20 protein-coding genes and 1 other annotated feature are annotated in these 24,895 nt (G+C 38.4%); of the genes, 10 read left to right on the top strand and 10 right to left on the bottom strand.

Going from position 1 to position 24,895, the window contains the following annotated elements:
* The first annotated feature begins 21 nt into the window (after positions 1 to 21).
* Positions 22 to 1,107 (top strand): bifunctional 3-deoxy-7-phosphoheptulonate synthase/chorismate mutase, encoded by a 1,086-nt coding sequence (locus RCJ95_RS13650; RefSeq protein WP_004226108.1) that lies wholly within the window; start codon positions 22 to 24, stop codon positions 1,105 to 1,107.
* Positions 1,108 to 1,281: 174 nt separating this feature from the next.
* Complete coding sequence (ccpA, locus tag RCJ95_RS13645) at positions 1,282 to 2,286, top strand: catabolite control protein A (protein ID WP_221681014.1); 1,005 nt, start codon at positions 1,282 to 1,284, stop codon at positions 2,284 to 2,286.
* A 185-nt stretch (positions 2,287 to 2,471) separates the two neighbouring features.
* Here ccpA and RCJ95_RS13640 read toward each other — a convergent pair whose 3' ends face one another.
* Genes RCJ95_RS13640 through RCJ95_RS13630 form a run of 3 tightly spaced genes read right to left on the bottom strand, consistent with a single transcriptional unit; the run spans position 2,472 to position 4,936 of the window.
* Positions 2,472 to 3,632, bottom strand: coding sequence for an acetoin utilization protein AcuC (locus RCJ95_RS13640; RefSeq protein ID WP_221681013.1), 1,161 nt, complete (start codon positions 3,630 to 3,632; stop codon positions 2,472 to 2,474).
* Positions 3,632 to 4,279, bottom strand: coding sequence for an acetoin utilization AcuB family protein (locus RCJ95_RS13635; RefSeq protein WP_004226115.1), 648 nt, complete (start codon positions 4,277 to 4,279; stop codon positions 3,632 to 3,634). Before RCJ95_RS13635 ends, RCJ95_RS13640 begins: the two co-directional genes overlap by 1 nt.
* Positions 4,280 to 4,303: 24 nt before the next feature.
* Positions 4,304 to 4,936, bottom strand: a complete 633-nt coding sequence (locus RCJ95_RS13630; RefSeq protein WP_221681012.1) for a GNAT family N-acetyltransferase — start codon at positions 4,934 to 4,936, stop codon at positions 4,304 to 4,306.
* A gap of 321 nt (positions 4,937 to 5,257) precedes the next feature.
* Between RCJ95_RS13630 and acsA the strand changes: the two genes are divergently transcribed.
* The 5 genes from acsA (at position 5,258) to RCJ95_RS13605 (ending at position 11,498) form a co-directional block, all read left to right on the top strand.
* A complete protein-coding gene (gene acsA, locus RCJ95_RS13625) occupies positions 5,258 to 6,985 on the top strand; it encodes an acetate--CoA ligase (RefSeq protein WP_370635378.1) in 1,728 nt (575 codons plus the stop codon).
* A gap of 237 nt (positions 6,986 to 7,222) precedes the next feature.
* Positions 7,223 to 8,257: an N-acetyl-gamma-glutamyl-phosphate reductase gene (gene argC, locus RCJ95_RS13620; protein WP_221681011.1), complete on the top strand. Its 1,035-nt coding sequence runs from the start codon at positions 7,223 to 7,225 to the stop codon at positions 8,255 to 8,257.
* 56 nt (positions 8,258 to 8,313) lie between these two features.
* Positions 8,314 to 9,546 carry a bifunctional glutamate N-acetyltransferase/amino-acid acetyltransferase ArgJ gene (gene argJ, locus RCJ95_RS13615; RefSeq protein WP_446722412.1) on the top strand — a complete coding sequence of 411 codons (1,233 nt, stop codon included), beginning with the start codon at positions 8,314 to 8,316 and terminating at the stop codon, positions 9,544 to 9,546.
* Positions 9,509 to 10,294 (top strand): acetylglutamate kinase, encoded by a 786-nt coding sequence (gene argB, locus RCJ95_RS13610; RefSeq protein ID WP_221681009.1) that lies wholly within the window; start codon positions 9,509 to 9,511, stop codon positions 10,292 to 10,294. The genes argJ and argB overlap by 38 nt, the downstream gene beginning before the upstream one ends.
* A 73-nt stretch (positions 10,295 to 10,367) precedes the next feature.
* Positions 10,368 to 11,498, top strand: a complete 1,131-nt coding sequence (locus RCJ95_RS13605) for an acetylornithine transaminase (RefSeq protein ID WP_337976854.1) — start codon at positions 10,368 to 10,370, stop codon at positions 11,496 to 11,498.
* 105 nt (positions 11,499 to 11,603) lie between these two features.
* Here the strand turns inward: RCJ95_RS13605 and RCJ95_RS13600 are convergent, their stop codons facing one another.
* Together RCJ95_RS13600 and RCJ95_RS13595 are read right to left on the bottom strand one after the other, a co-directional pair.
* Positions 11,604 to 12,485, bottom strand: a complete 882-nt coding sequence (locus RCJ95_RS13600) for an NAD-dependent epimerase/dehydratase family protein (RefSeq protein WP_221681008.1) — start codon at positions 12,483 to 12,485, stop codon at positions 11,604 to 11,606.
* 133 nt (positions 12,486 to 12,618) lie between these two features.
* Positions 12,619 to 15,651, bottom strand: a complete 3,033-nt coding sequence (locus RCJ95_RS13595) for a transglycosylase domain-containing protein (RefSeq protein WP_274769932.1) — start codon at positions 15,649 to 15,651, stop codon at positions 12,619 to 12,621.
* Between the two features lie 102 nt (positions 15,652 to 15,753).
* Positions 15,754 to 15,962, top strand: a binding site (T-box leader).
* An 83-nt stretch (positions 15,963 to 16,045) separates the two neighbouring features.
* On the opposite strand from RCJ95_RS13595, the gene tyrS reads away from it, so the two are divergent.
* A complete protein-coding gene (gene tyrS / locus RCJ95_RS13590; protein WP_221681006.1) occupies positions 16,046 to 17,314 on the top strand; it encodes a tyrosine--tRNA ligase in 1,269 nt (422 codons plus the stop codon).
* A gap of 50 nt (positions 17,315 to 17,364) precedes the next feature.
* Here tyrS and RCJ95_RS13585 read toward each other — a convergent pair whose 3' ends face one another.
* Together RCJ95_RS13585 and RCJ95_RS13580 are read right to left on the bottom strand one after the other, a co-directional pair.
* The gene (locus RCJ95_RS13585) at positions 17,365 to 18,168 is read right to left on the bottom strand and encodes a cobalamin-binding protein (protein ID WP_446722411.1); all 804 of its coding nucleotides are present in this window, start codon (positions 18,166 to 18,168) and stop codon (positions 17,365 to 17,367) included.
* Between the two features lie 141 nt (positions 18,169 to 18,309).
* Positions 18,310 to 19,515 carry an iron-containing alcohol dehydrogenase gene (locus RCJ95_RS13580; protein ID WP_004226138.1) on the bottom strand — a complete coding sequence of 402 codons (1,206 nt, stop codon included), beginning with the start codon at positions 19,513 to 19,515 and terminating at the stop codon, positions 18,310 to 18,312.
* A 520-nt stretch (positions 19,516 to 20,035) separates the two neighbouring features.
* Here RCJ95_RS13580 and RCJ95_RS13575 point away from each other — a divergent pair.
* The gene (locus RCJ95_RS13575; protein ID WP_221681004.1) at positions 20,036 to 20,272 is read left to right on the top strand and encodes a hypothetical protein; all 237 of its coding nucleotides are present in this window, start codon (positions 20,036 to 20,038) and stop codon (positions 20,270 to 20,272) included.
* 145 nt (positions 20,273 to 20,417) lie between these two features.
* On the opposite strand, the gene rpsD is transcribed toward RCJ95_RS13575, so the two are convergent.
* The gene (gene rpsD, locus RCJ95_RS13570) at positions 20,418 to 21,020 is read right to left on the bottom strand and encodes a 30S ribosomal protein S4 (RefSeq protein WP_004226141.1); all 603 of its coding nucleotides are present in this window, start codon (positions 21,018 to 21,020) and stop codon (positions 20,418 to 20,420) included.
* Positions 21,021 to 21,488: 468 nt separating this feature from the next.
* Here rpsD and RCJ95_RS13565 point away from each other — a divergent pair, with 468 nt between their 5' ends.
* The gene (locus RCJ95_RS13565) at positions 21,489 to 23,372 is read left to right on the top strand and encodes a sensor domain-containing diguanylate cyclase (RefSeq protein WP_221681003.1); all 1,884 of its coding nucleotides are present in this window, start codon (positions 21,489 to 21,491) and stop codon (positions 23,370 to 23,372) included.
* A gap of 89 nt (positions 23,373 to 23,461) precedes the next feature.
* On the opposite strand, the gene RCJ95_RS13560 is transcribed toward RCJ95_RS13565, so the two are convergent.
* Together RCJ95_RS13560 and hisJ are read right to left on the bottom strand one after the other, a co-directional pair.
* Positions 23,462 to 23,941, bottom strand: a complete 480-nt coding sequence (locus RCJ95_RS13560; RefSeq protein WP_221681002.1) for a GAF domain-containing protein — start codon at positions 23,939 to 23,941, stop codon at positions 23,462 to 23,464.
* 25 nt (positions 23,942 to 23,966) lie between these two features.
* On the bottom strand, positions 23,967 to 24,761 hold the full coding sequence (gene hisJ / locus RCJ95_RS13555) for a histidinol-phosphatase HisJ (protein ID WP_221681001.1): 795 nt from the start codon (positions 24,759 to 24,761) through the stop codon (positions 23,967 to 23,969).
* Positions 24,762 to 24,895 lie beyond the last annotated feature (134 nt).

Raw genomic sequence — 24,895 nt, 5'->3', positions numbered from 1 at the left:
TGAGGAGAGGAGCAAGAAAGCATGAGCCAAAAAGATTTAGAAAGCTTACGTAGTCAAATAGACGGTTTAAACTTAGAAATTCTTCGTCTAATTAATGAGCGTGCAGCTGTAGTTGATGAAATCGGTAAAATTAAAGAAAAACAAGGTGTGAATCGCTATGATCCGCTGCGTGAAAGACACATGCTTGATCTTATTAAAGAACACAATCAAGGTCCATTAAACCAAATGACGGTTGATTATATATTTAAGCAAATCTTTAAAACAGCTTTAAAACAACTTGAAGCTGATAAAAAGAAAGAGTTGCTTGTATCTCGTAAGAAGAAGTCAGAAGATACAATTATTAATATCAATGGTGAATTAATTGGACAAGGAAAACCATCTTTCGTATTCGGTCCTTGTGCGGTTGAGTCTTATGAGCAAGTAGCAGCAGTTGCCGCTTCTATTAAAGCAAAAGGCGAAAAGTTAATTCGTGGTGGTGCTTATAAGCCACGTACTTCTCCTTATGACTTCCAAGGTCTTGGATTAGAAGGTCTGAAAATCTTAAAACGTGTGTCCGAGGAATATGGTTTAGGTGTTATTACAGAAATCGTGACACCAGGTCATTTAGAGGAAGCATTGGATTATATTGATGTCATCCAAATTGGTGCACGTAATATGCAAAACTTTGAATTATTAAAAGCAGCAGGTGCAACAAATAAACCTGTATTATTAAAACGAGGCTTAGCTGCAACAATTGATGAATTCATTCATGCTGCCGAATACATTATGTCTAAAGGAAATGAAAACATTATCCTTTGTGAACGTGGTATCCGTACTTATGAAAAAGCAACTCGTAATACATTAGATATTTCAGCCGTACCAGTTTTAAAACAAGAAACGCATTTGCCAGTATTCGTAGATGTTACGCATTCAACAGGGCGTCGTGATTTATTATTACCATGTGCAAAAGCAGCGATTGCCATCGGTGCTGATGGCGTCATGGCAGAAGTGCATCCAGATCCATCTGTTGCATTGTCTGACTCACAACAACAAATGGACATCCCAACATTTGACGCATTCTATGAAACACTACAAAAATTCATGAAAAATCATGAAATTCATGCTTAATTGTTAACAGCGAACACCGCTTGCTTACTTCGGCAGGCGGTGTTTGTTATATCGTGACAAAATAATGTCTAGAATAGGACTATTAGTACTTGGTTTTTACGTAGTTCTTCTTGAAAATAATATGAAAATTATCGTATGATAAGGCTATAATAGGAAAAAAGGGAGGCACGTACGATGACTGTTACAATTTATGATGTTGCAAGAGAAGCAAATGTTTCTATGGCAACGGTCTCTCGTGTAGTCAATGGTAATCAAAACGTAAAACCAGCAACACGAAAAAAAGTACTAGAAGTAATTGAACGATTAGAATACCGTCCAAACGCTGTAGCGCGTGGATTAGCAAGTAAGAAAACAACAACAGTTGGCGTGATTATCCCAGATATTGCAAACAATGTTTATGCAGAGCTGGCTCGTGGTGTAGAGGATATTGCCACAATGTATCGTTACAATATTATTTTAGCCAACTCAGATCAACATGAAGATAAAGAGTTACAGCTACTGGATACAATGCTTGGAAAACAAGTAGATGGTATTGTGATGATGAGTGATGAAGTAACAGAAAAGATGCAACAAACAATGGATCATTCTCCGGTCCCAATTGTATTAGCAGGTTCTGTAGATGAATCGCAAACAATAGCTACTGTTAATATTGACTATTTCCAGGCGGCTTATGAAGCGATATCTTTACTAATTCAAAATGGACATACACGCATTGGTTTCGTAACGGGTCCACTTTCGTATACAATTAACGGAAAATTCAAGCTAGCAGCCTATAAGAAAGCATTGCAGGATGCTGGTTTACCAATAGATGAAGCATTAATTGCTGCAGAAGAGTCCAGCTATGATATGGGCTTAGAGGCATGGGAAATTTTATCTGCTCTTGAACAGCCACCAACAGCTTATTTTGCAGGAAGTGACGAACTGGCCATCGGTTTAATTCATGGCGCACAAGATGCGGGCAAAAATGTTCCAGAAGATATTGAAGTTATCAGCTTTGAGAACTCAAAGTTAGCACGAATGGTTCGCCCACAGTTAACAAGTGTCGCGCTACCGCTTTACGATATTGGAGCTGTTGCAATGCGTCTGCTGACAAAATTAATGAGCAAGGAAACTGTTGAGGACGAATCGGTTATTTTACCACACCGTATTGAGCATCGACAATCTGTCAAAAGTAAATAATGATACCTAACACGTAAATCGCTTATGAAGGATTTGCGTGTTTTTTTACTGGAAGGAACGTCAAAAATAGAGGATAGCGTTTCAAAAATGAGGGATAGAACAAAAGAATTGATGGATATACGACCAAAAGACCAAAAGCATTAATCTAATTTAAAAAGCCCCACGAATATCGTGAGGCCAAGAAATTAATCCCGTCTTTCATTCCGAATAATATGTAGCGATTTGGCTAACATTTGAGCATTCTTTTCCTCTATTTCTGCTTTACGCGGAATTGGCTCATATAAAGGCATCGGGTCCTCCCATGTTGGAATAAAAGGAACAGGGGCTTCTGGTTGCCAGCGATCCAACCATGCTTGAGGGAGTGGCCCCATTGGTAACACTTGGTCAGTCATTTCCAACCATAACATGGACCAGGCACGGGGCACCACTCGCCAAATATCGTAGCCACCGCCACCCACTGCAATCCATCGACCATCACAATATTCATGTGCTAATTGATGAGCTAGCTTAGGAATTTCGCGATAAATATTCATTGTTCCATGTAAATGTGTTAATGGATCAAAATAATGTGCATCTGCCCCATTTTGCGTTAATACAACATCTGGCTTGAAAAATTCAAAAATCTCTCGCATTGACTGTTCATAGATCTCTAGAAAACTTTCATCCTCAGTAAATGCATCCATTGGAAAATTAAAGGAGGTTCCATAGCCTTGACCATTGCCACGCTCAGTAATATTTCCGGTTCCAGGGAATAGATAACGACCAGTTTCATGTATGGACAGTGTACAAACATTAGGATCCTCATAAAAGCTCCATTGGACACCATCCCCATGATGGGCATCTGTATCTACATAAAGTACACGAGCGTTGTACTTTTCCTGTAAGTAACGAATAGCCACTGTGCTATCATTGTAAATACAAAAACCTGATGCACGACCACGGAAACCATGATGGAGTCCTCCACCAAGGTTAAGGGCGTGTTCGGCTTTTCCTTCCATTACATAATCAACAGCGGTTAAAGTTCCACCAACTAGCTGTGCACTTGCTTCATGCATATTTTCAAAAATGGGGGTATCTTCAGTGCCAATCCCGTAGCTTTCACATTGTGCTTCTGATAATTCACCATGCCCTGCTTTTTTTACGATATCTATATATTTTGAATCATGTGCAAGCAATAGTTCTTCTTCCGTTGCAACACGTGCTGGTACAATATCTACATCATCGAGAGCATTAATATTTTTTAGTAAATCCATAGTTAGCGTCAAGCGTTTATGATTGAAAGGATGTGTATCTGAAAATTTATATCCGAGTTGTTCTGGCGAGTAAACGAATACAGCCTTTTTCATTATAGTGAAACACCTGGTAAATTTGGCCATAGGACATCAAAGCCCTCTTTGCGTAGATCTTCAATCATTGCTAAAGGATTTAGTGTTTTTACTCGGACGCTTAAAATTTTGTTTTGTGTATTTTCAGAGTCAGGATAAACTAAGACGCTTTGAACATTGGCATGATGTTGATGAAATATTTTTGTAATTTCAAATAAAACTCCCGGTGTATCGGATACCCGAATCTCGATTTTTGACCCAGGCTCTGTAGCACCAGTCAGCTCTATATATGTATAGAGTAAATCTGTTGTGGTAACAATGCCTACCAATTTTCCACCAGAGACGATAGGTAAACAGCCTATTTTTGATTCGTAAAACGTCAGTGCTACCTCTTCAACAAAATCTAGTGGATGACCTATAAGGGGGTCTTTCACCATAATATCCTCTACTTTTGCATTAAAAATAGGAGAGTTTGGTTCATCCTGCAAAGATGAGGGCAAGACCTCTTTAATATCTCGTTCAGTAATTACTCCTAAAACGTGTTGTTCATCATCTACAACTGGTAAATGACGAACTTTCTTTTCACGCATTAACTTTAGTGCCTCCTGCACTGTATTGGTAGGAGCTAATGTATAAGGCTTATCATTCATAATTTCTTCTACAATCATATAAGCATCCCCTTTGTATTAGTTTTAATACATGAAACGATTTCTAAAACGAAGTCTATCAAATCTTTCCATTGTCTCAGGAGGCACCCGTTTTCCTTCGCGTGCCATCAGGCAATTGGCTGGATGTGATGTAATTTCAGGATCATCTGTTGCAAAATATTCGAAACCAGCAGAGCTCATCATTTTCTCCATCATTTTGCGGTAATCCCAAACATTTAAACCAGTTCCTTTTAAATCCCAATGCCAATAGTACTCGGTAGTAATCACAAGATAATCTTCCATTTCATCCCCCATAAATGAAACGGCTAGTAGTGCCTTCCCAGCACCAGTACCACGGTAGTCTGGAATGACTTCAATGGCACCTAATTCAATCATGTCATCGATACGATCTTCTGCCCATCGTTCAAGTGGATCGGGGTAAAGATAGGTAACATAGCCTACAATAATATCTTGGTTTCGAATAATAATAATTCGGCCTTCGGGTAGTCCAGCAATTTCTATAAGGGCCTGCTGTTGCTGTTTTGGAGGTCTGAAGGCAACCAAGCCTTCATGGAATGAATATGTAGCTAATTTTTCTGGAGGCACAGGTCCTTCCACATACACAGTACCATGCTTTGTTTCCTTTGTGACAGAAAAAAAAGTTTTTTTATGTTCCATAATTACACCACCTGAGTTTAATAATTCCATTATAGCTGATTTCTTGCGTAAAAACGCTTATTTTTGCAAAATATACCTGTATTTTTGGAAAAATAAAAATATTGAGACAATCCATCCTAATTCGTGTAAAATAAGATTATATTGCTTCTGTTATTTAACAGATAAAAGTAGTGCCATTAGGGATTCGACCATTAATACTACGGATAACTGTTATATAACAAATGCTACATATCAATTTTGCTTTTGAAAAATTCTCTGATTTTCAACAGGGGGGATTGTTGAAATTTAGTCAAAAACAAAAGCAAAGAAAGGGGTATTTTCATGGGGATGAAAATGAAGGAGAAGTTAATGGCTTTACCTGGTCAACACCATTTAACGAATTATGAAGAAGTGGCAGAATCTCATAATTGGGCAGATACGGAAAAGGCATTTAGTTGGAGCGAAACAGGTTTAGTGAATATGGCATATGAGGCCATTGATCGCCATACCGAAACACACCGCAAAAATAAGGTGGCATTGTATTTTAATGATGGTAAACGGAAAGAGGCATATTCATTTAATGAAATGAAAAGGTTAACAAACAAAGCAGCAAACGTTTTTAAAACGACTACTAATCTGCAGAAAGGTGATCGTTTATTTATTTTTATGCCTCGTTCACCTGAGCTTTATTTTTCATTATTAGGTGCGTTGAAAATGGGGGTTATTGTTGGACCATTGTTTGAAGCTTTTATGGAAGGTGCCGTGTATGATCGACTTGCTGATAGTGAGGCGAAAGTATTAGTCACGACACCCGCTTTACTTGAACGTGTACCCTTAGCTAAATTACCTAAATTGGAGCATATCTTTTTAGTAGGGGAGGGCATTGAGGAAACAGCTCAAATCCTAGACTTTACTAAACATTTAAAAGAAGCTTCAGCTCATTTTGATATAGAGTGGGTAGACAGAGAAGATGGGATGATTCTTCACTATACCTCTGGATCAACAGGTGCTCCAAAGGGCGTATTGCATGTCCATAATGCTATGATTCAGCAATATCAATCGACGCAATGGGTACTTGATTTACGTGAAGATGATATTTATTGGTGTACAGCCGATCCTGGATGGGTTACAGGAACAGCCTATGGCATTTTTGGTCCGTGGTTAAACGGTGTAACAATGCTAATCGTCGGAGGAAGATTTTCACCACAAGCATGGTATCAGGCTATTGAAGATTATAGTGTGACAGTGTGGTATAGTGCACCAACAGCGTTCCGTATGCTGATGGGGGCAGGTAGTGGCTTGCTTGAAAGCTATGATCTAACATCTTTACGCCATGTGCTGTCTGTTGGTGAGCCGTTAAATCCAGAAGTTATTCGCTGGGGAGTAGAGGAACTAGGTCATCGTATACATGATACATGGTGGATGACAGAGACGGGAGCACATATGATTTGTAATTATCCTTCGATGGATATTAAGCCAGGTTCAATGGGGAAACCTCTTCCTGGTATTCATGCAACGATTGTAGATGATGCAGGCAATGAGGTACCACCATTTACAATGGGGAATCTAGCTATTCGTCGTGGTTGGCCTGCCATGATGCGCCAAATTTGGGGAAACCCAGAGCGTTATGAGTCTTATTTCCTGAAAGGAGAATGGTACGTTTCTGGAGATTCTGCCTATATGGATGATGAAGGTTACTTCTGGTTCCAGGGGCGTGTGGATGATGTCATTATGACGGCTGGTGAACGTGTAGGACCTTTTGAAGTAGAAAGTAAGCTACTTGAGCATCCGGATGTAATTGAAGCAGGTGTTATCGGGAAACCAGATCCGGTGCGAGGCGAAATCATTAAAGCCTTTGTATCCTTACGAGAAGGGGTTGAACCTTCTGATGCATTAATTGAAGATATACGTGATTTTGTTAAAAAAGGTTTATCTGCACATGCAGCACCACGTGAAATAGAATTTAAAGATAAATTGCCAAAAACACGTAGTGGTAAGATTATGCGTCGTGTTTTGAAAGCTTGGGAATTAAATTTACCAACTGGTGATTTATCAACAATGGAAGATTAATTAATTATCTAAAACATCAATTGATATTTATACAACATGTGCATAAAAAGAAGGCAGGGATTCATTCGATGGGCGAAAGGATTCTTGCCTTCTTTTTTCTGTTTTTACAATAGTATAGAAGTGAGAGTAGGTGAAATATTATCTGTTTCAAAAAAACAATGAATTAAATAAAAATTCAGTTGACTTAATAAATATGCAGACGTATACTATTTTTAACTTATTTCAGAGGTGAGTGCAGTGAAAGTAGGTATTGTTGGAGCAACTGGATATGGTGGTCTAGAACTTATTCGATTTTTACATAATCATCCAGCTGTGGAACGAATTGATTTATTTACTTCTTCAGAAGAGGGTGTCCAATTTTCTTCGAAATTTGGTCATCTTGTTAGGATAGCTGATACACCGTTACAAAAGATAGCGTATGACACTTTAGAAAAATTCGATGTTGTTTTTACGAGTACACCATCTGGAGTGACAAGTGAGCTATTACCGCCTTTGGTTGGGAAAGGACCAAAGCTAATCGATTTATCTGGTGATTTTCGGTTAAAAGATCTAGCAAGCTATGAAACCTGGTATGGCAAAAAAGCTGCACCGTTCCATAGTGTTCAACAAAGTGTATATGGTTTAACAGAATGGAATGCAGAGCTTATACGTCAAGCAACACTCGTTGCTAATCCGGGTTGCTACCCAACAGCAGTTTTATTATCCTTACTACCACTTGTAAAAGAACGTTTGATTGATCCTAGTTTTCTAGTTATTGATGCAAAGAGTGGCATTTCAGGAGCAGGCAATAAGCCCTCACAAACTACCCATTTTAGTGAGACAAATGAGAATTTTTCGATCTATAAAGTAAATACACATCAACATATTCCCGAAATTGAACAGGCACTTTCCATGTTTGCACAAGCAGATACAAAGGTTACTTTTAATACGCATCTGGTTCCAATGACTAGGGGAATTTTGGCGACCTCCTATGCACCAGTAATGCAGGGAATTACAGAGTCGCAATTGATCACTTGCTTACAGGCAACCTATGAGAATCACCCATTTGTTCGAATCGTTACGGATGCATCTAGTTTAGGGACAAATCGTGTCAAGGGATCAAATTATTGTGACATTCTAGCGAAAGTAGATCCCCGTACAAATCGCGCTACAATTGTTAGTGTAATTGATAACCTTGTCAAAGGAGCAGCAGGGCAAGCTATCCAAAATATGAATGTGCAATTTGACTTACCCCAAACGACAGGGCTAGATGTCGTACCGTTCTTTATTTAACAGCATGCAGGAAACTGTATGCTTCTCTTATTTATTAATCTAAGGAGGAATTTCGGATGACAGTTACCACTTCAACGACTCTAATGAAAAAATTATCAAGTAAAAATATTGTTTCACCAAAAGGCTTTAAGGCAGCTGGATTACACTGTGGTTTAAAGCATAAGAAAAAGGATTTAGCCCTTTTGGTAAGTGAAGTCCCAGCAAGTGTTGCGGGTGTTTTTACTACAAGCGCTGTGCAAGCAGCACCATTAAAAGTTACGAAGGAAGTTGTTTATGCAACTAAGAAAATGCAAGCGATGATCGTCAATTCAGGCAATGCGAATGCTTGTACAGGTAAACAAGGTGTAAAAGATGCCCAAACAATGCAAGCGCTAGCTGCGGAAAAATTAGGGATTGCACCAAATTTGGTGGGAGTTTGCTCGACGGGTGTTATTGGAGAAATGATGAAATTAGAGCCAGTAGCAAACGGTATTCTACAGTTAGAGCCAAAGGACAATTTAGAAAGTGCGATTGACTTTGCACAGGCTATTTTGACAACAGATACCGTCATGAAAAACACAAGCTATAGTACAACTGTGGATGGCAAGGAAGTTATTGTTGCAGGTGTAGCAAAAGGTTCAGGTATGATCGAACCTAATATGGCCACAATGCTAGGCTTTATTACAACAGATGCCAATATTGAATCTGAGGTGTTGCAAGCAGCTTTATCGACTATTACTAATTTAACATTTAACGCTATTACAGTTGATGGGGATACGTCCACTAATGACACAGTGGTAATATTGGCTAATGGCTTGGCAGGGAATAATTCTTTAACACCAGAGCATCCAGATTGGCAAAATTTCTTTTACACTTTGCAAACAGTAGCGGAAGATTTAGCAAAAATGATTGCCAAAGATGGTGAAGGAGCAACGAAGCTTATCGAAGTGGAAGTTGTTGGTGCAATTTCAGACGAGGAGGCACGTAAAATTGCAAAAACAGTCGTTGGTTCACCACTTGTAAAGACTGCTGTTTTCGGCTGTGATGCTAACTGGGGGCGTATTATTGCAGCAGTAGGGTATAGTGGCGCAACAGTTGATCCAGATAAAATTACCATCCAAATCGGTGGTGCTACTATGGTAGAAAACGGTGAACCAATTCCTTTTTCTGAGGATGAGTTAATTCAAATATTAAAAATGCATGAAGTAAAAATCTATGTGTCCCTTGGTGTGGGTGATGGTAAGGGGCATGCTTGGGGATGTGACTTAACATATGACTATGTTCAAATCAATGCATCATACCGCTCATAAACGTATGGTCATTAAGCTTGGGGGCAGTACACTGGAAGGTTTAAATGAGGCTTTCTTTGATAATTTTAAAAGATTACAAGAGAGTGGAGTACAGCTGATTATTACCCACGGAGGTGGGCCAGCCATAAATCGAGAATTAGCTGTCCAAGGCATACAATCACATACATTAAATGGAATACGTGTCACGAACGAGGCTGCAATTAAAGTTGTCCAATCGACCCTAATAGGGCAAGTAAACACTGCATTAGTTCATGAGTTAACAACAGCTGGTATAGCAGCCATCGGATTAAATGGCTTTGATGGTCAGTTGATGGTCGTAGATTTTTTAGATCAAGAGACTTATGGCTATGTCGGAGCTATTAAAAATATCAATACATCCTTATTGGAAGCTTTAATGGGTGTAGGGATTGTACCTGTTATTGCCTGCGTAGGTGCCACCGAAGCAGGTCAGGCTCTTAATATTAATGGCGATACGGTAGCCAGTGAAATTGCTTTAGCCGTCGGAGCAGATAGCTTACTACTCGTGACGGATGTGAGTGGTATCCGTATTGAAGATGAATATCAAGCAATAGCTACACCTAGTCTTATAGATCAATGGACAGAGCAGGGCCATATTTACGGTGGAATGATTCCGAAAGTGCAAGGAGCGATTGACTGTTTACGGGCAGGGATTCCTTCTGTACAAATCGTAGGTGCAACTTTAATTGGTACAACAATTGTAGCCACAAGTGAACTTCTTTCTTCCTAGTGTTCTAAATAGGATAGCTTGAGAAGTATAGTTGTTGAAAGAAACTATTTTAAATGATAGTGGAGATGATAAGATGAGTGTTTTATTTGAGAATTACGGCAAGCGTCGTGCACAAATTGTCAAAGGTCAGGGGACAATTGTTGAGGATTCAACAGGGAAGCAATACTTGGATTTTACTAGTGGCATTGCTGTGGTGAGTCTTGGACATGCTCATCCAGCCGTTGTACAGGCACTTCAAGAGCAAAGCGAAAAGCTATGGCATATTTCAAATCTTTTTGAAATACCAGGTCAGGAAAAGGTGGCAGAAAAATTAATTGCTAATACACACTTTTCACATGCCTTTTTTTGTAATAGCGGGGCTGAGGCTAATGAAGCGGCCATTAAATTAGCTCGTAAGCATACAGGCAAACATCATATTATTACATTTGAAAAATCATTCCATGGTCGTACCTTTGGAGCAATGTCTGCAACAGGTCAAGGCAAAGTACATAATGGCTTTGGACCACTCGTAGAAAAATTTTCGATTTTGCCCTTTAATGATGCTGCTACACTTGAAGCAACCGTTGATGATTCTGTGGCAGCTATAATGTTAGAAATGATTCAGGGAGAGGGTGGCGTTAATAGTGTATCGGCAGAATTTGCAGCAGCTATTGCAAAAGTCTGTGAGGAGCAAGGTATACTACTAATTGTTGATGAAGTGCAAACGGGCATTGGGCGAACAGGAACACGCTATGCATTTGAACAAACGGTATTAAAGCCACATATCATAACTTTGGCAAAAGGCTTAGGTGGTGGTTTCCCTGTTGGTGCAATGCTCGGAACTGCTGAGCTTCATGCTACATTTAGTCCAGGAACACATGGTACAACATTTGGTGGAAACCCTCTTGCGATGAATGTGGCACAAGCTGTTTTGAATCATGTGTTTGAGCCGGATTTTTTACAGCATGTACGAGAAATATCTGCCTATTTTGTGGCACAACTAAGGTCTCATTTACCTTCTAGCTATACTGTTCAAGGTCAGGGTCTCTTGTTAGGGATTGGCTGTGGGGACACGGAAATAGCGCCTTATATCGCGGCAGCGGAAGAAAGTGGTCTTTTATTAGTAGGGGCAGGGCCAACAGTTATTCGTCTCTTGCCTCCATTAACGGTCACAAAGGAAGAGATTGATAAAGCAGTAACTATTTTAAAGAACATATTACCGTGATACACTTAAGCAATGAAAGTGAGGCACCAGCGGCAAAAATCCCTTTGAAATTAGGAATGAACAAAGAATCTGCTAGTATCTAGTAGATTCTTTGCGCTATAAATGCTACTGTAGCTGTTTTACTAATGTTGTCACTAATTTTGGTAGCCAATCTTCAAGCTGACTAAACGTAAATCCTGCCTTCTCGGCCTTTGCATTGGACATATACCAATCAGCAGGCACCCCATAAGGAGACTGTGATTCCTCATCACCACCAATGAGGGAAATTTTTGCGCGCTGACCACTCGCTTCTTCGATTAGAGCAATTAGATCTTTGAGAGACATTGCCCCTGATGCGGTAGCATTGTATGGTCCCTCAATAGGAGTAACACCCGCAAAGTATAAAAATTCAGCTGCTTCTTCATCTGTAATATAACTCATCTTTGCATCAATGTTCGGTAAAGTAATCGGCTGATTCTGTAAAATATGTTCAACGTGGAAATGTAAACGTCGAGTATAATCATCTTCACCCATCACAATTGGGAAACGTACAGCTACGACTGGGAATGAAGCTTCTTTGAATAATACTGCCTCCGCTTGTCGTTTTCCTTCTCCATAAGAAAATTGCTCTTGATGTCCCATGCGAATTTGATACTGGTATGGATCAAAGTCTTCTTCCTTTTTCATTTTACCATCTACCTCATAGGTTGAAAGAGTAGAAGTAAAGACCAGCTTTTTCGTTTTCCCTTTTAATATCTCGCAAATCGCTTGTGCCTCGTTGGGCGCATAGCAAATATTATCATAGACAATGTCCCATGTTGTATTGGCTAGTGCCTGTTCTAAAGCATCACGATCATTACGATTTACTACTAATTGCTTAACATGTGTACCAAAGGGATTGCCACTTTGACCACGTGTTAAAATCGTTACATTATGTCCATTTTGAATACAAAGATCAACTAGCTTTTTTCCAAAAAAACGCGTGCCTCCTAAAATCAATATGTTCATATATTTTCACCCCTTCAAAATAGTAGTCCTCTTAATAATGACAAAAAAACAGACTAACTACAATTCATAAGTAAAATGCAGTAAGTCTGTTTAATTGATTATCTACTACAAATGCTTGCTAAGGCATAATGGATTAGCGCCTTGACGTTTCAGTTGGAGTAGTGGTATTACCATTGTCTCCTCCGTTTGTGCCATCTCCAGGGTTATCAGATCCATCACCATTGCTTCCGGATCCATTTCCATTATTGGAGCCATTGCCGTTGCTACCAGAACCATCACCGTTATTGGAGCCATTGCCGTTATTACCAGACCCGTTCCCGTTATTGGAGCCATTGCCGTTACTACCCGAACCATTACCATTGCCATTAGTAGGTGGCGTTGTAGGTGGTATTGGTTCTTGGTCGTTTTCCTCTGGGTCAGGTTCGTTTTCACTACCGCCAGTAGACACAACATTGGAGTGTGGTGATGTTAAACCTGTAATATCTACAGCGACCACTACATAAGCTTGTCCACTAGCAACCGTAATGCTTTGTGTTGACTCTAGTACGGACGTTACAAGTGTATTACCGCCATTCGTAACGTTGTAGATACGATAACCAACAACATCATTCGATGACTCTGACCATGATAATGTAGAGCCATTTACTGAAGCTGAGACAGCTGCTGGAGGGCTACCATCTGCTGGGAAATCAACAGCTGATACAGATGAATTCGACAATGTAGAATTCTTTGGTAACAGACTAGCAGGGTTCCCGCCAAGTCTACCTAACATTCGTTTAATAAAGTCTTGATTAATGCCTGCGCCACCTGCTTTTACAAACTCGGCTGGTGTATTTGGCAACGCATTATAAGTTTTTCCTTTAATCGTCACAACACTTGAAGAGGCTAAGCTATCATCAGGTTGTGAGGGTAAAAATACTTTCGCATTAAATAAATCTGAGCGTACAAGACCTGCGCTAGCACAAGCTGCAGAAGGGGCCATGCCGGAAATGCCACAGAATGACGCAGTCACAACATTTTTAGGCGCCTTAAAGCTTGTTGGTGGGTCAATTAGCTGAGGGTCCGCATCGTAAACGGCATTCATTAAAGTACCCCATAGCTTATTCACCCGAACGCTTGGCTGTAAATAGGTATTGTTAAATGCATAAAGTGTACGAGGTTGATCGTAACCCATCCAAACACCAAGAGATACATTAGGGTTATAACCAACTAACCAAACATCTTTATATTCTTGAGAAGTCCCTGTTTTTGCAGCAAAATCAGAAGAGAACTTTAATGTATTTCGTGCCATTGTCCCTGTTCCTTTAGTGAGAACATCACGTAACATATCTGTCACGATATAAGATGTTTCTGGGCTAAATACTTGAACAGGTTCTACTTCATGTTGGTAAACAATATTACCTTCTTGGTCTTCAATTCGATCAATCATATAAGCGTCAATGAATTGGCCACCATTTGCAAAGGTAGCAAAGGCATTTGTATTTTCTTCAACAGTAGTTCCTTCTCTTAAAGCGCCGATCCCAGTTGCTAGGTTAGTAAAATCATCGGGATGTAATTTTGAGAATCCCATTTTTACTAACAAATCTGCAGGGCGTCTACTAATAATATCATTATATAAACGTAGTGCTGAAATGTTTTGAGAATCTGCTAAAGCTTCACGTGCTGGGATAAGACCTCGCTCATCACTCGTAATATAGTTACTTGGACTCCAAGAACCGACTGAGAATTTCACGTCAACTAATGGGCTACCCGCACCGATTACGCCATACTCAATGGCAGGTCCATAAACAAGTAATGGTTTCATTGTAGAACCGTTAGAACGATAAGCTTGTGTTGCATGGTTTACTTGAGTGGTTTTAAAGTCTCGACCACCAACAAAGCTTAAAATGCGACCTGTCGTATTTTCTATTAAAATACTACCTACCTGTACTGGCATCTCAATATCAATTTCTTCACCAGTAACAGGGTCTTTCCCTTTACCAGTATACGTATGACCATAATACTGGAAGTCTTTTGCTGCTTTTTGCATTGCATCATACATATCTTTATTAATGGTTGAATAAATACGATAGCCTTTTGAACGAACATCACGATCTGCTAAAATCGTATATTTATCCTTTAATTTCTTTTCTGACTTTAAGCGCTCTGGGTCAATCCCATCATCTTTTGCTAGTTTTTCAGCAATAATATCTTTTGCACGAGCTTCAAGCTCATAAGTCAACCAAGGATAACGATCCTCCGCGCGCATTTCTGGCCCACGGAAATCAGCAGCAATATCATAGTTTAACGCTTCATTATACTGTGCATCATCAATATAACCAGCTTCTTTCATACGATAAAGTACTGTTTTCATACGATCAATACCTGGTTTCAAAGCTTCTTCACTTTTCAGTTCACCTGTATTTGTAAATGGTGTATAAGCAAATGGTGCCTGTGGAATACCAGCTATGTACGCAGCTTGAGGAAGAGACAATTCTTTTGCTTTTACGCCAAAAATTCCTTCCGCAGCTGTTTCAACACCTGCAATATTTCGTCCTGAAGAGTTACGACCATAGGGAATGATATTTAAATAAGCCTCTAATATTTCTTCCTTCGTCATAAAATGTTCTAAACGCATCGCCAGTAAAATTTCCTTAGCTTTACGCTCGTATGATACTTCATTAGTTAGTACTTGGTTTTTAATAAGCTGCTGGGTAAGTGTAGAACCACCTGTTTGCGTTGCAGAGTTAGTGACATCTTGTAATAACCCACGAACAACCGCTTTAGGAACAATTCCGTTATGCTCTCGAAAATATTCATCTTCTGTTGCCAGAACAGCATTCACGACCTCTGGTGCAACATTGCTAAGCGAAGTTTCACGTCGATCTAAATCTGTCCTTAATTTCCCAATATAAATATCGTTGGCAAAATAAATCTCACTGGTTTCTTCATAGCTAAAAATTTGATCCCTTAACTCTTGTTTTGAGCGTAATGGTTCTTCTTTGACAAGAGAAGCAAAATAACCAGCTCCAACTGAACCGACAAATACAGTGCCAACCAATGCAAAGACTAAAAATAGTAAAAATAAGTTCCAGGTAACACTACCTGAAATACGTAATTTCTTCATCCATTTTTGTTCAAGTAATTCATCGATCTTTGCATTGATTTTTTCAATCCAATCTTTCAATGTATCGACCTCCTAAAATCTTGTCTATTATAGCACATATTGTTTTGGCACGAACATAGTTATTGACTTTGAAAAAGAATCGTATAAAATTATGTTTATAGTTTTCTGGTGATGAAGAGTTTGCAGTAGTGTCTATATTCCCTGTTTAGAGAGCCGGTGGTTGGTGAAAACTGGTCATAATGTAGAGACGAATTACGTACTTGGAGCTTAGACGTGCGCGCCTGCGATAAAGGCGGCTGAATGAAGTGGAAGGTGGATGACATCTTCAAGCTGGGTGGTACCGCGTTAGTTTGCAACTTAACGTCCCTGCATGCAATTGTTTGCGTGTAGGGACTTTTTTTATTTAAACATGTCCATGCACGTAACGAATTTAACCATTTTAGGAGGAATGAACATGACAAACGAATTATTACAAGATTTAGAATGGCGTGGTTTGCTATACCAACAAACAGATGCGGAAGGCATGGCAAAATTATTAAATGAACAATCCGTATCTTTATACTGTGGGGTAGATCCAACAGCTGACTCCATGCATATTGGACATATTGTTCCATTGTTAACACTTCGTCGATTCCAAAAAGCAGGCCACCGTCCAATTTTACTTGTTGGTGGTGCAACAGGGATGATCGGTGACCCGTCTGGCCGTTCAGAAGAGCGTCAATTACAGACAGTAGAGCAAATCGATAAAAACGTTCAAGGAATCCGTAGTCAATTAGAACGTATTTTCGAATTTGCAGAAGATGGCAATGGTGCTCAGCTTGTGAACAATCGTGACTGGATTGGTAATATAAACACAATTGAGTTTTTACGTGATTATGGGAAATTAATTAACGTAAACTACATGTTAGCAAAAGATACGATTGCTTCTCGTCTTGATACAGGAATCTCATTTACAGAGTTTGCCTATACGTTAATTCAAGGTATTGATTACAATCATTTATACAATCACTACAATTGCCGTATTCAAGTAGGTGGCTCTGACCAATGGGGTAATATTACAACAGGGTTAGAGGTTATTCGTAAAACACACGAGGAAGAAACGAAAGCCTTTGGAATTACGATTCCATTAGTAACCAAGGCAGATGGCACAAAGTTTGGTAAAACAGCAGGTGGTGCTGTTTGGCTAGATAGTAAGAAAACATCTCCATATGAGTTCTACCAATTCTGGATCAATGCAGCTGATGCAGATGTCATAAAATACTTAAAAATCTTCACGTTCCTATCTCGTGAAGAAATTGAAGCTTTAGCCGTATCTGTAGAGGAGGAGCCACATTTACGTAAGGCACAAAAGGCACTAGCTGAAGAAATGACTCGTTTAATACATGGTCAAGAGGCATTAGAGCAAGCCATCCGTATTACAGCTGCATTATTCTCAGGAGATCTAAAAGCACTTTCAGCTGAAGAAATGAAGGATGCTTTTAAAGATGTTCCTTCTATTGAAATGGCTAAAGATGATAAAAACATTGTGGAGCTACTTGTGGAGGCGGGCATTTCCTCTTCCAAACGTCAAGCACGTGAAGATGTATCAAATGGTGCAATTAGTGTAAACGGTGAAAAGGTAACGGATTTAGAATATGTAGTCGATGCGAAGGATCGTTTAGAGGATGCATTTAGCATTGTTCGACGAGGTAAGAAAAAATATCATATGGTGAAATTTATATAATTTCTATTTGCAAAACCACATCCCAAAAAAAGTTGGATGTGGTTTTTTAATCATAAGAAACTTGGAGGTTTTATTTGTTCATATTCTTTAGGATGCAGTATTTTTCCAAGCTTTATAGCACCTTCAATAAGTCGTGGAGAAGGGCGACAATACAGCCATTCTTCCATTACATGGAGCTGTTCCGATTGAATGGCATGTAACTCTTTGGCATATGGACGTTTTAATAAATTAGCAGGTTGGATACGCTCAAATGCTACACCAACCCAAGCCATCATGATATAGTCAGGCTGGCGTTTAACAACATCTGTCCAATCTGTTTGAACACTAGCAAGCTCAACATCTTGAAATAGATTAATGCCACCGGCAAGAGCGCTAATTTCTGTTAGCCAATTTATTTTCCCAGGAGTAAAAATAGGGTTCGGCCACCATTCCCAATACAGGGTAGGTTTCTTCGGAATTGTTTGTGCAATGGAATACATTTTTTCGATGGAATGCATGTACTCTTCAGCAATTTTCTTTGCTTGTTCCTCCACTTGACAAGCTTTCCCGAGTGTCAGAAGATCTTGCGCAATTTCTTCTAATGAGTTTGCATTAAAAATAATATGAGGAATATTTCTTTCTTTTAGTGCCTCAATGTTTTTTTCCATACCAGGTACACTCAAGGAAGCCAGAACAAGATCAGGCTGTAGTGCCTCTAATGCCTCCATGTTAATTGATAAATCAGGCCCAAGCTGTGGTAGATCTTTAACCGAGGATGGCCAATCGGAATAATTATCAACTCCAACGAGCTGGTCTGTCAGCCCTAAATAGGCGACTAATTCTGTATTGCTAGGACAAATTGAAATTAAACGCATTATTGTTTTCTCCTATTCTTTTTAAGAAAAGTATAGCGAGAGTTCCCGTGATAGACAACGTGTGTGTATCGAGCCCATAAAAAAAGGGGAGAAAACATTTGTTTTCTCCACCCTTTGTATAGGCTTATAGGAAACCATCGATTAAGAAAGGGCAACTGCCTCGAGTGACTCTTCTTTTTTCACAATAGGACCCATTGCATTTGTGATGATTTGTTTGATATCCTCTAGTGTTGCTTTACGAGGGTTCGTCTCAGCACACACATCTAACAATGCATTTTTTGCTAAGATCTCAATATCCTCATCTTTTGCACCTAATTCACGGAAGCCGCTAGGAATATTTAAATCTTGTGATAACTTCTCAATAGCTGTAATAGCCTTTTCAGCGGCATCGCGCTTACTTAAACCTTCTACATTTTCTCCTAATAATTCAGCGATACGAGCAAAGCGCTCTGTACGTGCTGTGACATTAAATCGACAAACATGTGGCAATAAAATTGCGTTGCACACGCCATGCGGTAGGTTATAGAAACCACCCAATTGATGAGCAATTGCATGAACATAGCCAAGTGATGCATTATTAAAGGCCATTCCCGCTAAAAATTGTGCATATACCATTTGTTCACGAGCTTCTATATCAGCTCCATTTGCATAGGCACGAGGTAAATATTCAGGGATTAGTTGAAGGACCTTTTCAGCACATGCGTCCGTGATTGGTGTAGCATTCGTAGAAACGAATGATTCAATAGCATGTGTTAGTGCATCAACCCCAGTAGCTGCCGTAAGAGCAGGAGGTAAACCAATCATTAATTCAGGATCGTTTATAGAAAGTAACGGTGTCACATGCTTATCAACAATGGCCATTTTTACTTTGCGTGCTGTATCCGTGATAATAGTGAAACGAGTCATTTCACTGGCAGTACCAGCAGTTGTATTAATTGCAATTAATGGCACAAGTGGATTTTGTGATTTGTCAACGCCTTCATAATCATGAATGCGTCCACCATTCGAAGCAATAAGTCCGATACCTTTTGCTGCATCGTGTGCGCTGCCTCCTCCAAGAGAAACAATAGAATCGCAGTTTTCCGCATGATACACGGAAATACCATCTTCAATGTTTTGATCTGTTGGATTTGGTTCTGCTTTAGGGAAAATTGCTACATCAATTCCAGCAGCTGTAATGATGTTTGCAATTTGTTCTGAGAGACCTAATTTGTGTAGGCCCTCATCTGTTACGATTAATGTCTTTTTCACTTCTAAATCATTTAAGCGTTTACCAACTTCTTGAATTGCTCCAGGTCCAAATAAGTTTGTTTTCGGCATAACAAATTGCTTTAGAACGTCTGACATATTTCCAACCCCTTTTAAAAAATTATTATTGCTTGAATGATGGTGAACCACCTTTCGCAATTCATCGTATTCTATTTTTTGTAAAAGTTCAACTCGTATTTTTATTAAAATTGTTAATTTTTTTCGTGTTATTATTTTACAAAAAAGTTAAGGCGGTGAAAGAAGGGGGGAATGTTGTTTTGTAGTAGAATATTGAATTTAAAAAGGTTTTAAAAATATTTTACTATGAAAGTAAATTATATTTTTTGGAAAACAGTTCTATTTTGATGACCTAATGAATAGTAAATAACTGATATTTTGTTTTTAATATAAAGGTAGTGATTATATTATATTGAAACTATGTAATTGCTATTTTAAAGTACATAAAAATGTCACAATATAAGATGGGAAAATTATTGTTAATTATAATAATTGGGGCAATGCGTCTGTGCTGAAAAAGTAGTGCATCATTTTGGAGAAATTAGTGGAAATATAAATTCTTGCTTTCGCTTAAATTTATAGTTAGGCTGGTTTAACAATCATGAGTATTTTATTTGTTGGTGGGATTGCACTTGCTGTCCCTTTATTAGTGGCGCTTGTTAAACAGTTAGGTTGGAATATGGGAGGGATTGCAATCTCTATGTACACAGTAATATTATTTGCTGGAACAAGTGTTGCACCGTTCATATCTGTTTATTTCAAACAATTTCTTTACTGTAGCCTTCCTCCTACTTGCTACAATACTCGGTACGGGATTAGTTTCTGCATTAATGATTAAAAGCAAGAAAAAACGTAGGTTCTAATTGATTGTTCATAGGAAGTAGGATCAGGACGATCAAACGTTGAAAAATAAAAAAGCCCTGAAGCCTTGGGATGCAAGGGATTTCAGGGTTTTTATTAGCATTATTTGCAGTGCAAACTGATTAACGAGAGTAGTACTCTACGATGAATGCTTCGTTGATTTCAGCTGATAATTCAGAACGTTCTGGAAGGCGAGTGAATGTACCTTCTTTTTTGTCAGCATCAAATGTTAAGTAGTCAGGTACGAAGTTGTTTACTTCGATTGCTTCTACTACTACAGCAAGGTTTTGAGATTTTTCACGAAGAGAAATCGTTTGACCTGGTTTTACGCTGTATGATGGGATATCAACGCGTTTGCCATCTACTAAGATGTGACCGTGGTTAACTAATTGACGAGCTCCACGACGAGTACGAGCTAAACCTAAACGGTAAACTAAGTTGTCAAGGCGAGTTTCAAGAAGGATCATGAAGTTTTCACCGTGAACACCTTTCATTTTACCAGCGCGGTTAAATAGAGTACGGAATTGACGTTCGTTCATACCATACATATGACGAAGTTTTTGTTTTTCTTGAAGTTGTAAACCGTATTCTGATAATTTTTTACGTTGGTTTGGACCGTGTTGTCCTGGTGCGTAAGGACGTTTTTCGATTTCTTTACCTGTACCGCTTAGTGAGATACCAAGACGACGTGATAATTTCCAAGATGGACCTGTATAACGAGACATATTGTTGTCTCCTCCTTTAAATTTGGTTTTTTTGTTGTAAAACAAAAACCAGTAGTACCCGTTCTTACACGCATTTTATTTTCATGTACTTTCGCCTATGCAGCCGTTAGGTTACACAATACACCATCTAATTTTCATTACTGATCATCTAAGTAGTTGTACATCAGAAAATAGAGGAATAAAATACAATCATAAGCTTATACCACTGCTGCGTTTATTTTACACAACCTCCATTGTAACTGCTTAGGACAAGGACGTCAATTATTAGCTAGTGAAAAAATATAAAAGAACATAGTAGGAAATTCCTCATTACCTATTTTGAATAATATGGGAATAGTTAATGATACGCTGTGTTATGTAAATTGTAAAAGTAAGGGATAATTACATAGTCAAAATGACACAAATTATGTATAATATATTATAAGTTAATAGTAATTGATTTGGACGTTATATAGAAAAGGTGATTTCATGACAGACCATTTACAAACGCTAAAATATATAAAATCTGATGTTTTGAGCTTTTGGGTGAGTTCTTATGAAGAACAAACTAGTTTTAATGGGTATTTTTGTTCATTGAAACAGTTTCTAAAGAAGCGCTTGAAAATTGATAATGCTGCTTTTCTTAGTTTTGAAGGTAATTCCTTAATCCCAATCGAAGAGATGGCTTCATTAACAATTGAAACAAAGCTAAATGCTGTGTCATGGCTGATGATCGAAGCTAGTTTTTATCAACAAAAAGTAGTGAAAATCCCTTATGTATTGAAAGCAAGACAGGCCTATTCAATGATGACAGATATGGTGCTTTTCCAAGCAGAGGGCAAAAATCCCATTGGTATATTACTTGTGGAGGCAACAGAGTCTTGGACAGACTTTATGACCTCGGAGTATGGTGAAGAGTGTATAGAAATACTTTCAAAGGTTCTTCAAATGATTAGAGACAATTTAGATGTCAAAATAAATGAAGACCAATATAGAAAACTATATAACATGACTGACTTATTTCATTCAACAATGGATATTGATTTAATTTTAGAAAACGTATTAAAAAATATACGGGATAATTTTCCTGAGTTTAATGTGGAGCTTATTTTATCGAATGATCAAGATCGACACACGACCATCGATATTAAGCTTTTTGATTATTTATCAGAAAGACCTGCTACAATTGAAGCCTTTGTATCAGGAGAGTTAACGACAGAGTTAGCGAGCGATTTAAATTGTCGGTTGTTAAATGCACCGATTAAGGGCAGGCAAGCTATTTATGGCATCTTGCAAGTAAGTGCTCCCACCACTTATCTTTTTTCAACAACCGAAAAAGATTTTGTACGGATGTTGGCACAAGCTTCAGGAAATGCTCTTGAAAATGCAAAGTTATATCATCAATCGCATCGCCTCGTAAGTGACTTACAACTCATCAATGAAACTTCGCATCGTTTAAATATGCGAATTGACATTCATGAAATGTTACTTTTCCTACAAAAGCAGTTACTGAAATCCTTTCAGCCAATGGAAGTATGTTTCGCATTTAAAAAACACGATACATTTGAAATAACAGGTGCAAGTACCTCCCTGTTCCATTCAGAAAACGGTCAATGTTATATAAAACATGTTGAACAGCACTTTGCTCAAACGAATGATCCACTATTTGTTGCCGATTTCAGCCGTCTAACTCCTAATCAAATTGAGTATCGCTCTATTATGGCGATTCCTATACTTATGGAGGAAAAGATTAATGGTTTTAGTATTGTCTTACATAAAGAGCCATATTTCTTTTCATTCGATAGTTTCAAATTAATGCAATCTTTAATTCACCATTCATCATTAGCCATTGCAAACTCAATTTTACGAACACAGCTTCAGGAAATGGTCGATTTGGATCATTTAACGAAATTGTATGCTCGCAGTTACCTCGATCAGTTTGTAGAAAAATCACTTGAATATGATCAATCGGGTATGTTTTTGTTAATTGATATCGATAATTTTAAACGCATTAATGATACGTATGGTCACCAAGTTGGAGATAAAATTCTTGTTCAGATTGCGGTTCAATTAAAAGAGACTATTGGAAGTCGTGGGATTTGTGCAAGATGGGGTGGAGAAGAAATGTCTGTCTATGTCCCTAATATCGATGAAAAAGAAGCTTTAGAATTAGCATCAACCATTGTGGAAGTCATCCCAAGTGCCACAGATCCACAAGTAACCATTTCTGCGGGTCTTATAACATGGGATGAGCGAGATCGACCAGCATTCCAATCTGTGTTTTTACATGCAGATACAGCCTTGTATGAAGCGAAAAACAGCGGGAAAAATCGCTTTTGTACTCACAATGGATCGTTCCAAACGAATTCATAGAATTGATAATGCAAAATGTAAATGGTTGTTTAAATAAATCGCCCTGAAATGACAATATAAAACATTTCAGGGCAATTTTTAATATTGTATTATAAATGGTTAAGGAGTGTTCTAGCAAATTCCTCTAGGCCACTACGATCTTCCTCTGTAAATCGATTCACGATAGGACTATCGATATCTAACACACCAATAATTTCATCTTGCTTCATTAGCGGTATAACAATTTCAGACTGCGATGCAGCATCACAGGCAATATGTCCTGGAAAATCATGTACATCTTTTACAACAACTGTTTCTCTTGTTGCCACAGCTGTACCACAAACACCACGCCCAATAGGAATTCTAACACAGGCAGGAAGACCCTGGAATGGTCCTAACACAAGCTCATTATCCTGCAAGAGATAAAACCCAACCCAGTTAATGTTCGTTAAAAATTGATTTAACAGAGCGGAGGCATTACTTAAATTGGCGATTTGATTGGTTTCGCCAGTTAATAGTGCATCTAATTGTTTTGATAATGTCAGATACTGGTCAGCAATTGATCCTTCGTAATTAATTTGTGTAAACATACTAAGCACCTCGTTTAAAAGTTATTCATATTGGTAATATAACATTATAGTGTTGATGTAAATCTTCTGCGCTATGTGCATCTGAACCAAATACATATGGTAGTTTAATAGTTTGACTATAATTGATAAGAGCAAATGGTGGATAAGGCTCCTGACAATATTGTTTACTTAAACCAGCACTATTTAAATCTAATTCATAGCCCGCCAATTTCATGCTGTCTAATACTTCTTTGATACGTGGGATGTCATTGATTTTTTCGTTGTGCGCTAGTTGGAATTTATGAATAAGTGATGGGTGCCCAATCCGTTTCGGTTTGTATGGACCAAGATCTGCTCTAATCGATTGTAGGACAGTATCATAATATAAATCATAAACCTGTTCAACAGAGCCAACTTTTTTTGAAAAATCAATAAAGCATTCAGAAGAAAAGTCGATACATACAAAGGTATCTTGCCATTTTAAAAAATGGACTGATAAAATAGCGTCATCTAAAAGATGTCCATAGGTATCAAGGAATTGACGAGTTTCTTGTTCGTAGCCTTGGATGTAGTCTACTTCTAGTCCGATGCGGATACGAATAGCTTGTGCATACTGTTGTTGCAGATGTTGCAATTCTTCAATGTAAGACATGAGATCATCAGGATTCATGCCACTATCTTGTTGCGGGGTTGGATCGACAAAACTTTTGGGCAATGGGGCGTGTTCTGTAAATGTTATATCTGTGAAATGTTGAGAAATTGCTTTTTCAATATATTGCTGGAATGAATCCGTAGTGCCATGTGGACAAAAAGGACTATGTATATGCCCATCACGTTTCATAATTTACCACTCCTTTAGCTCTATAGATACGCTATTTAAATATTTCTCAATAGCGAAAATACAGTTTTCTGAAAAACACTTAAATTTTAGTACAAAAGGCGAAAACATAGTATATAATAAATACAACTAGCCAA

This window comes from Lysinibacillus sp. BSL11 (genome assembly GCF_052928325.1).
Note: the sequence above shows the minus strand (reverse complement) of the source record. Positions and strands in the feature narration are given on the sequence as shown.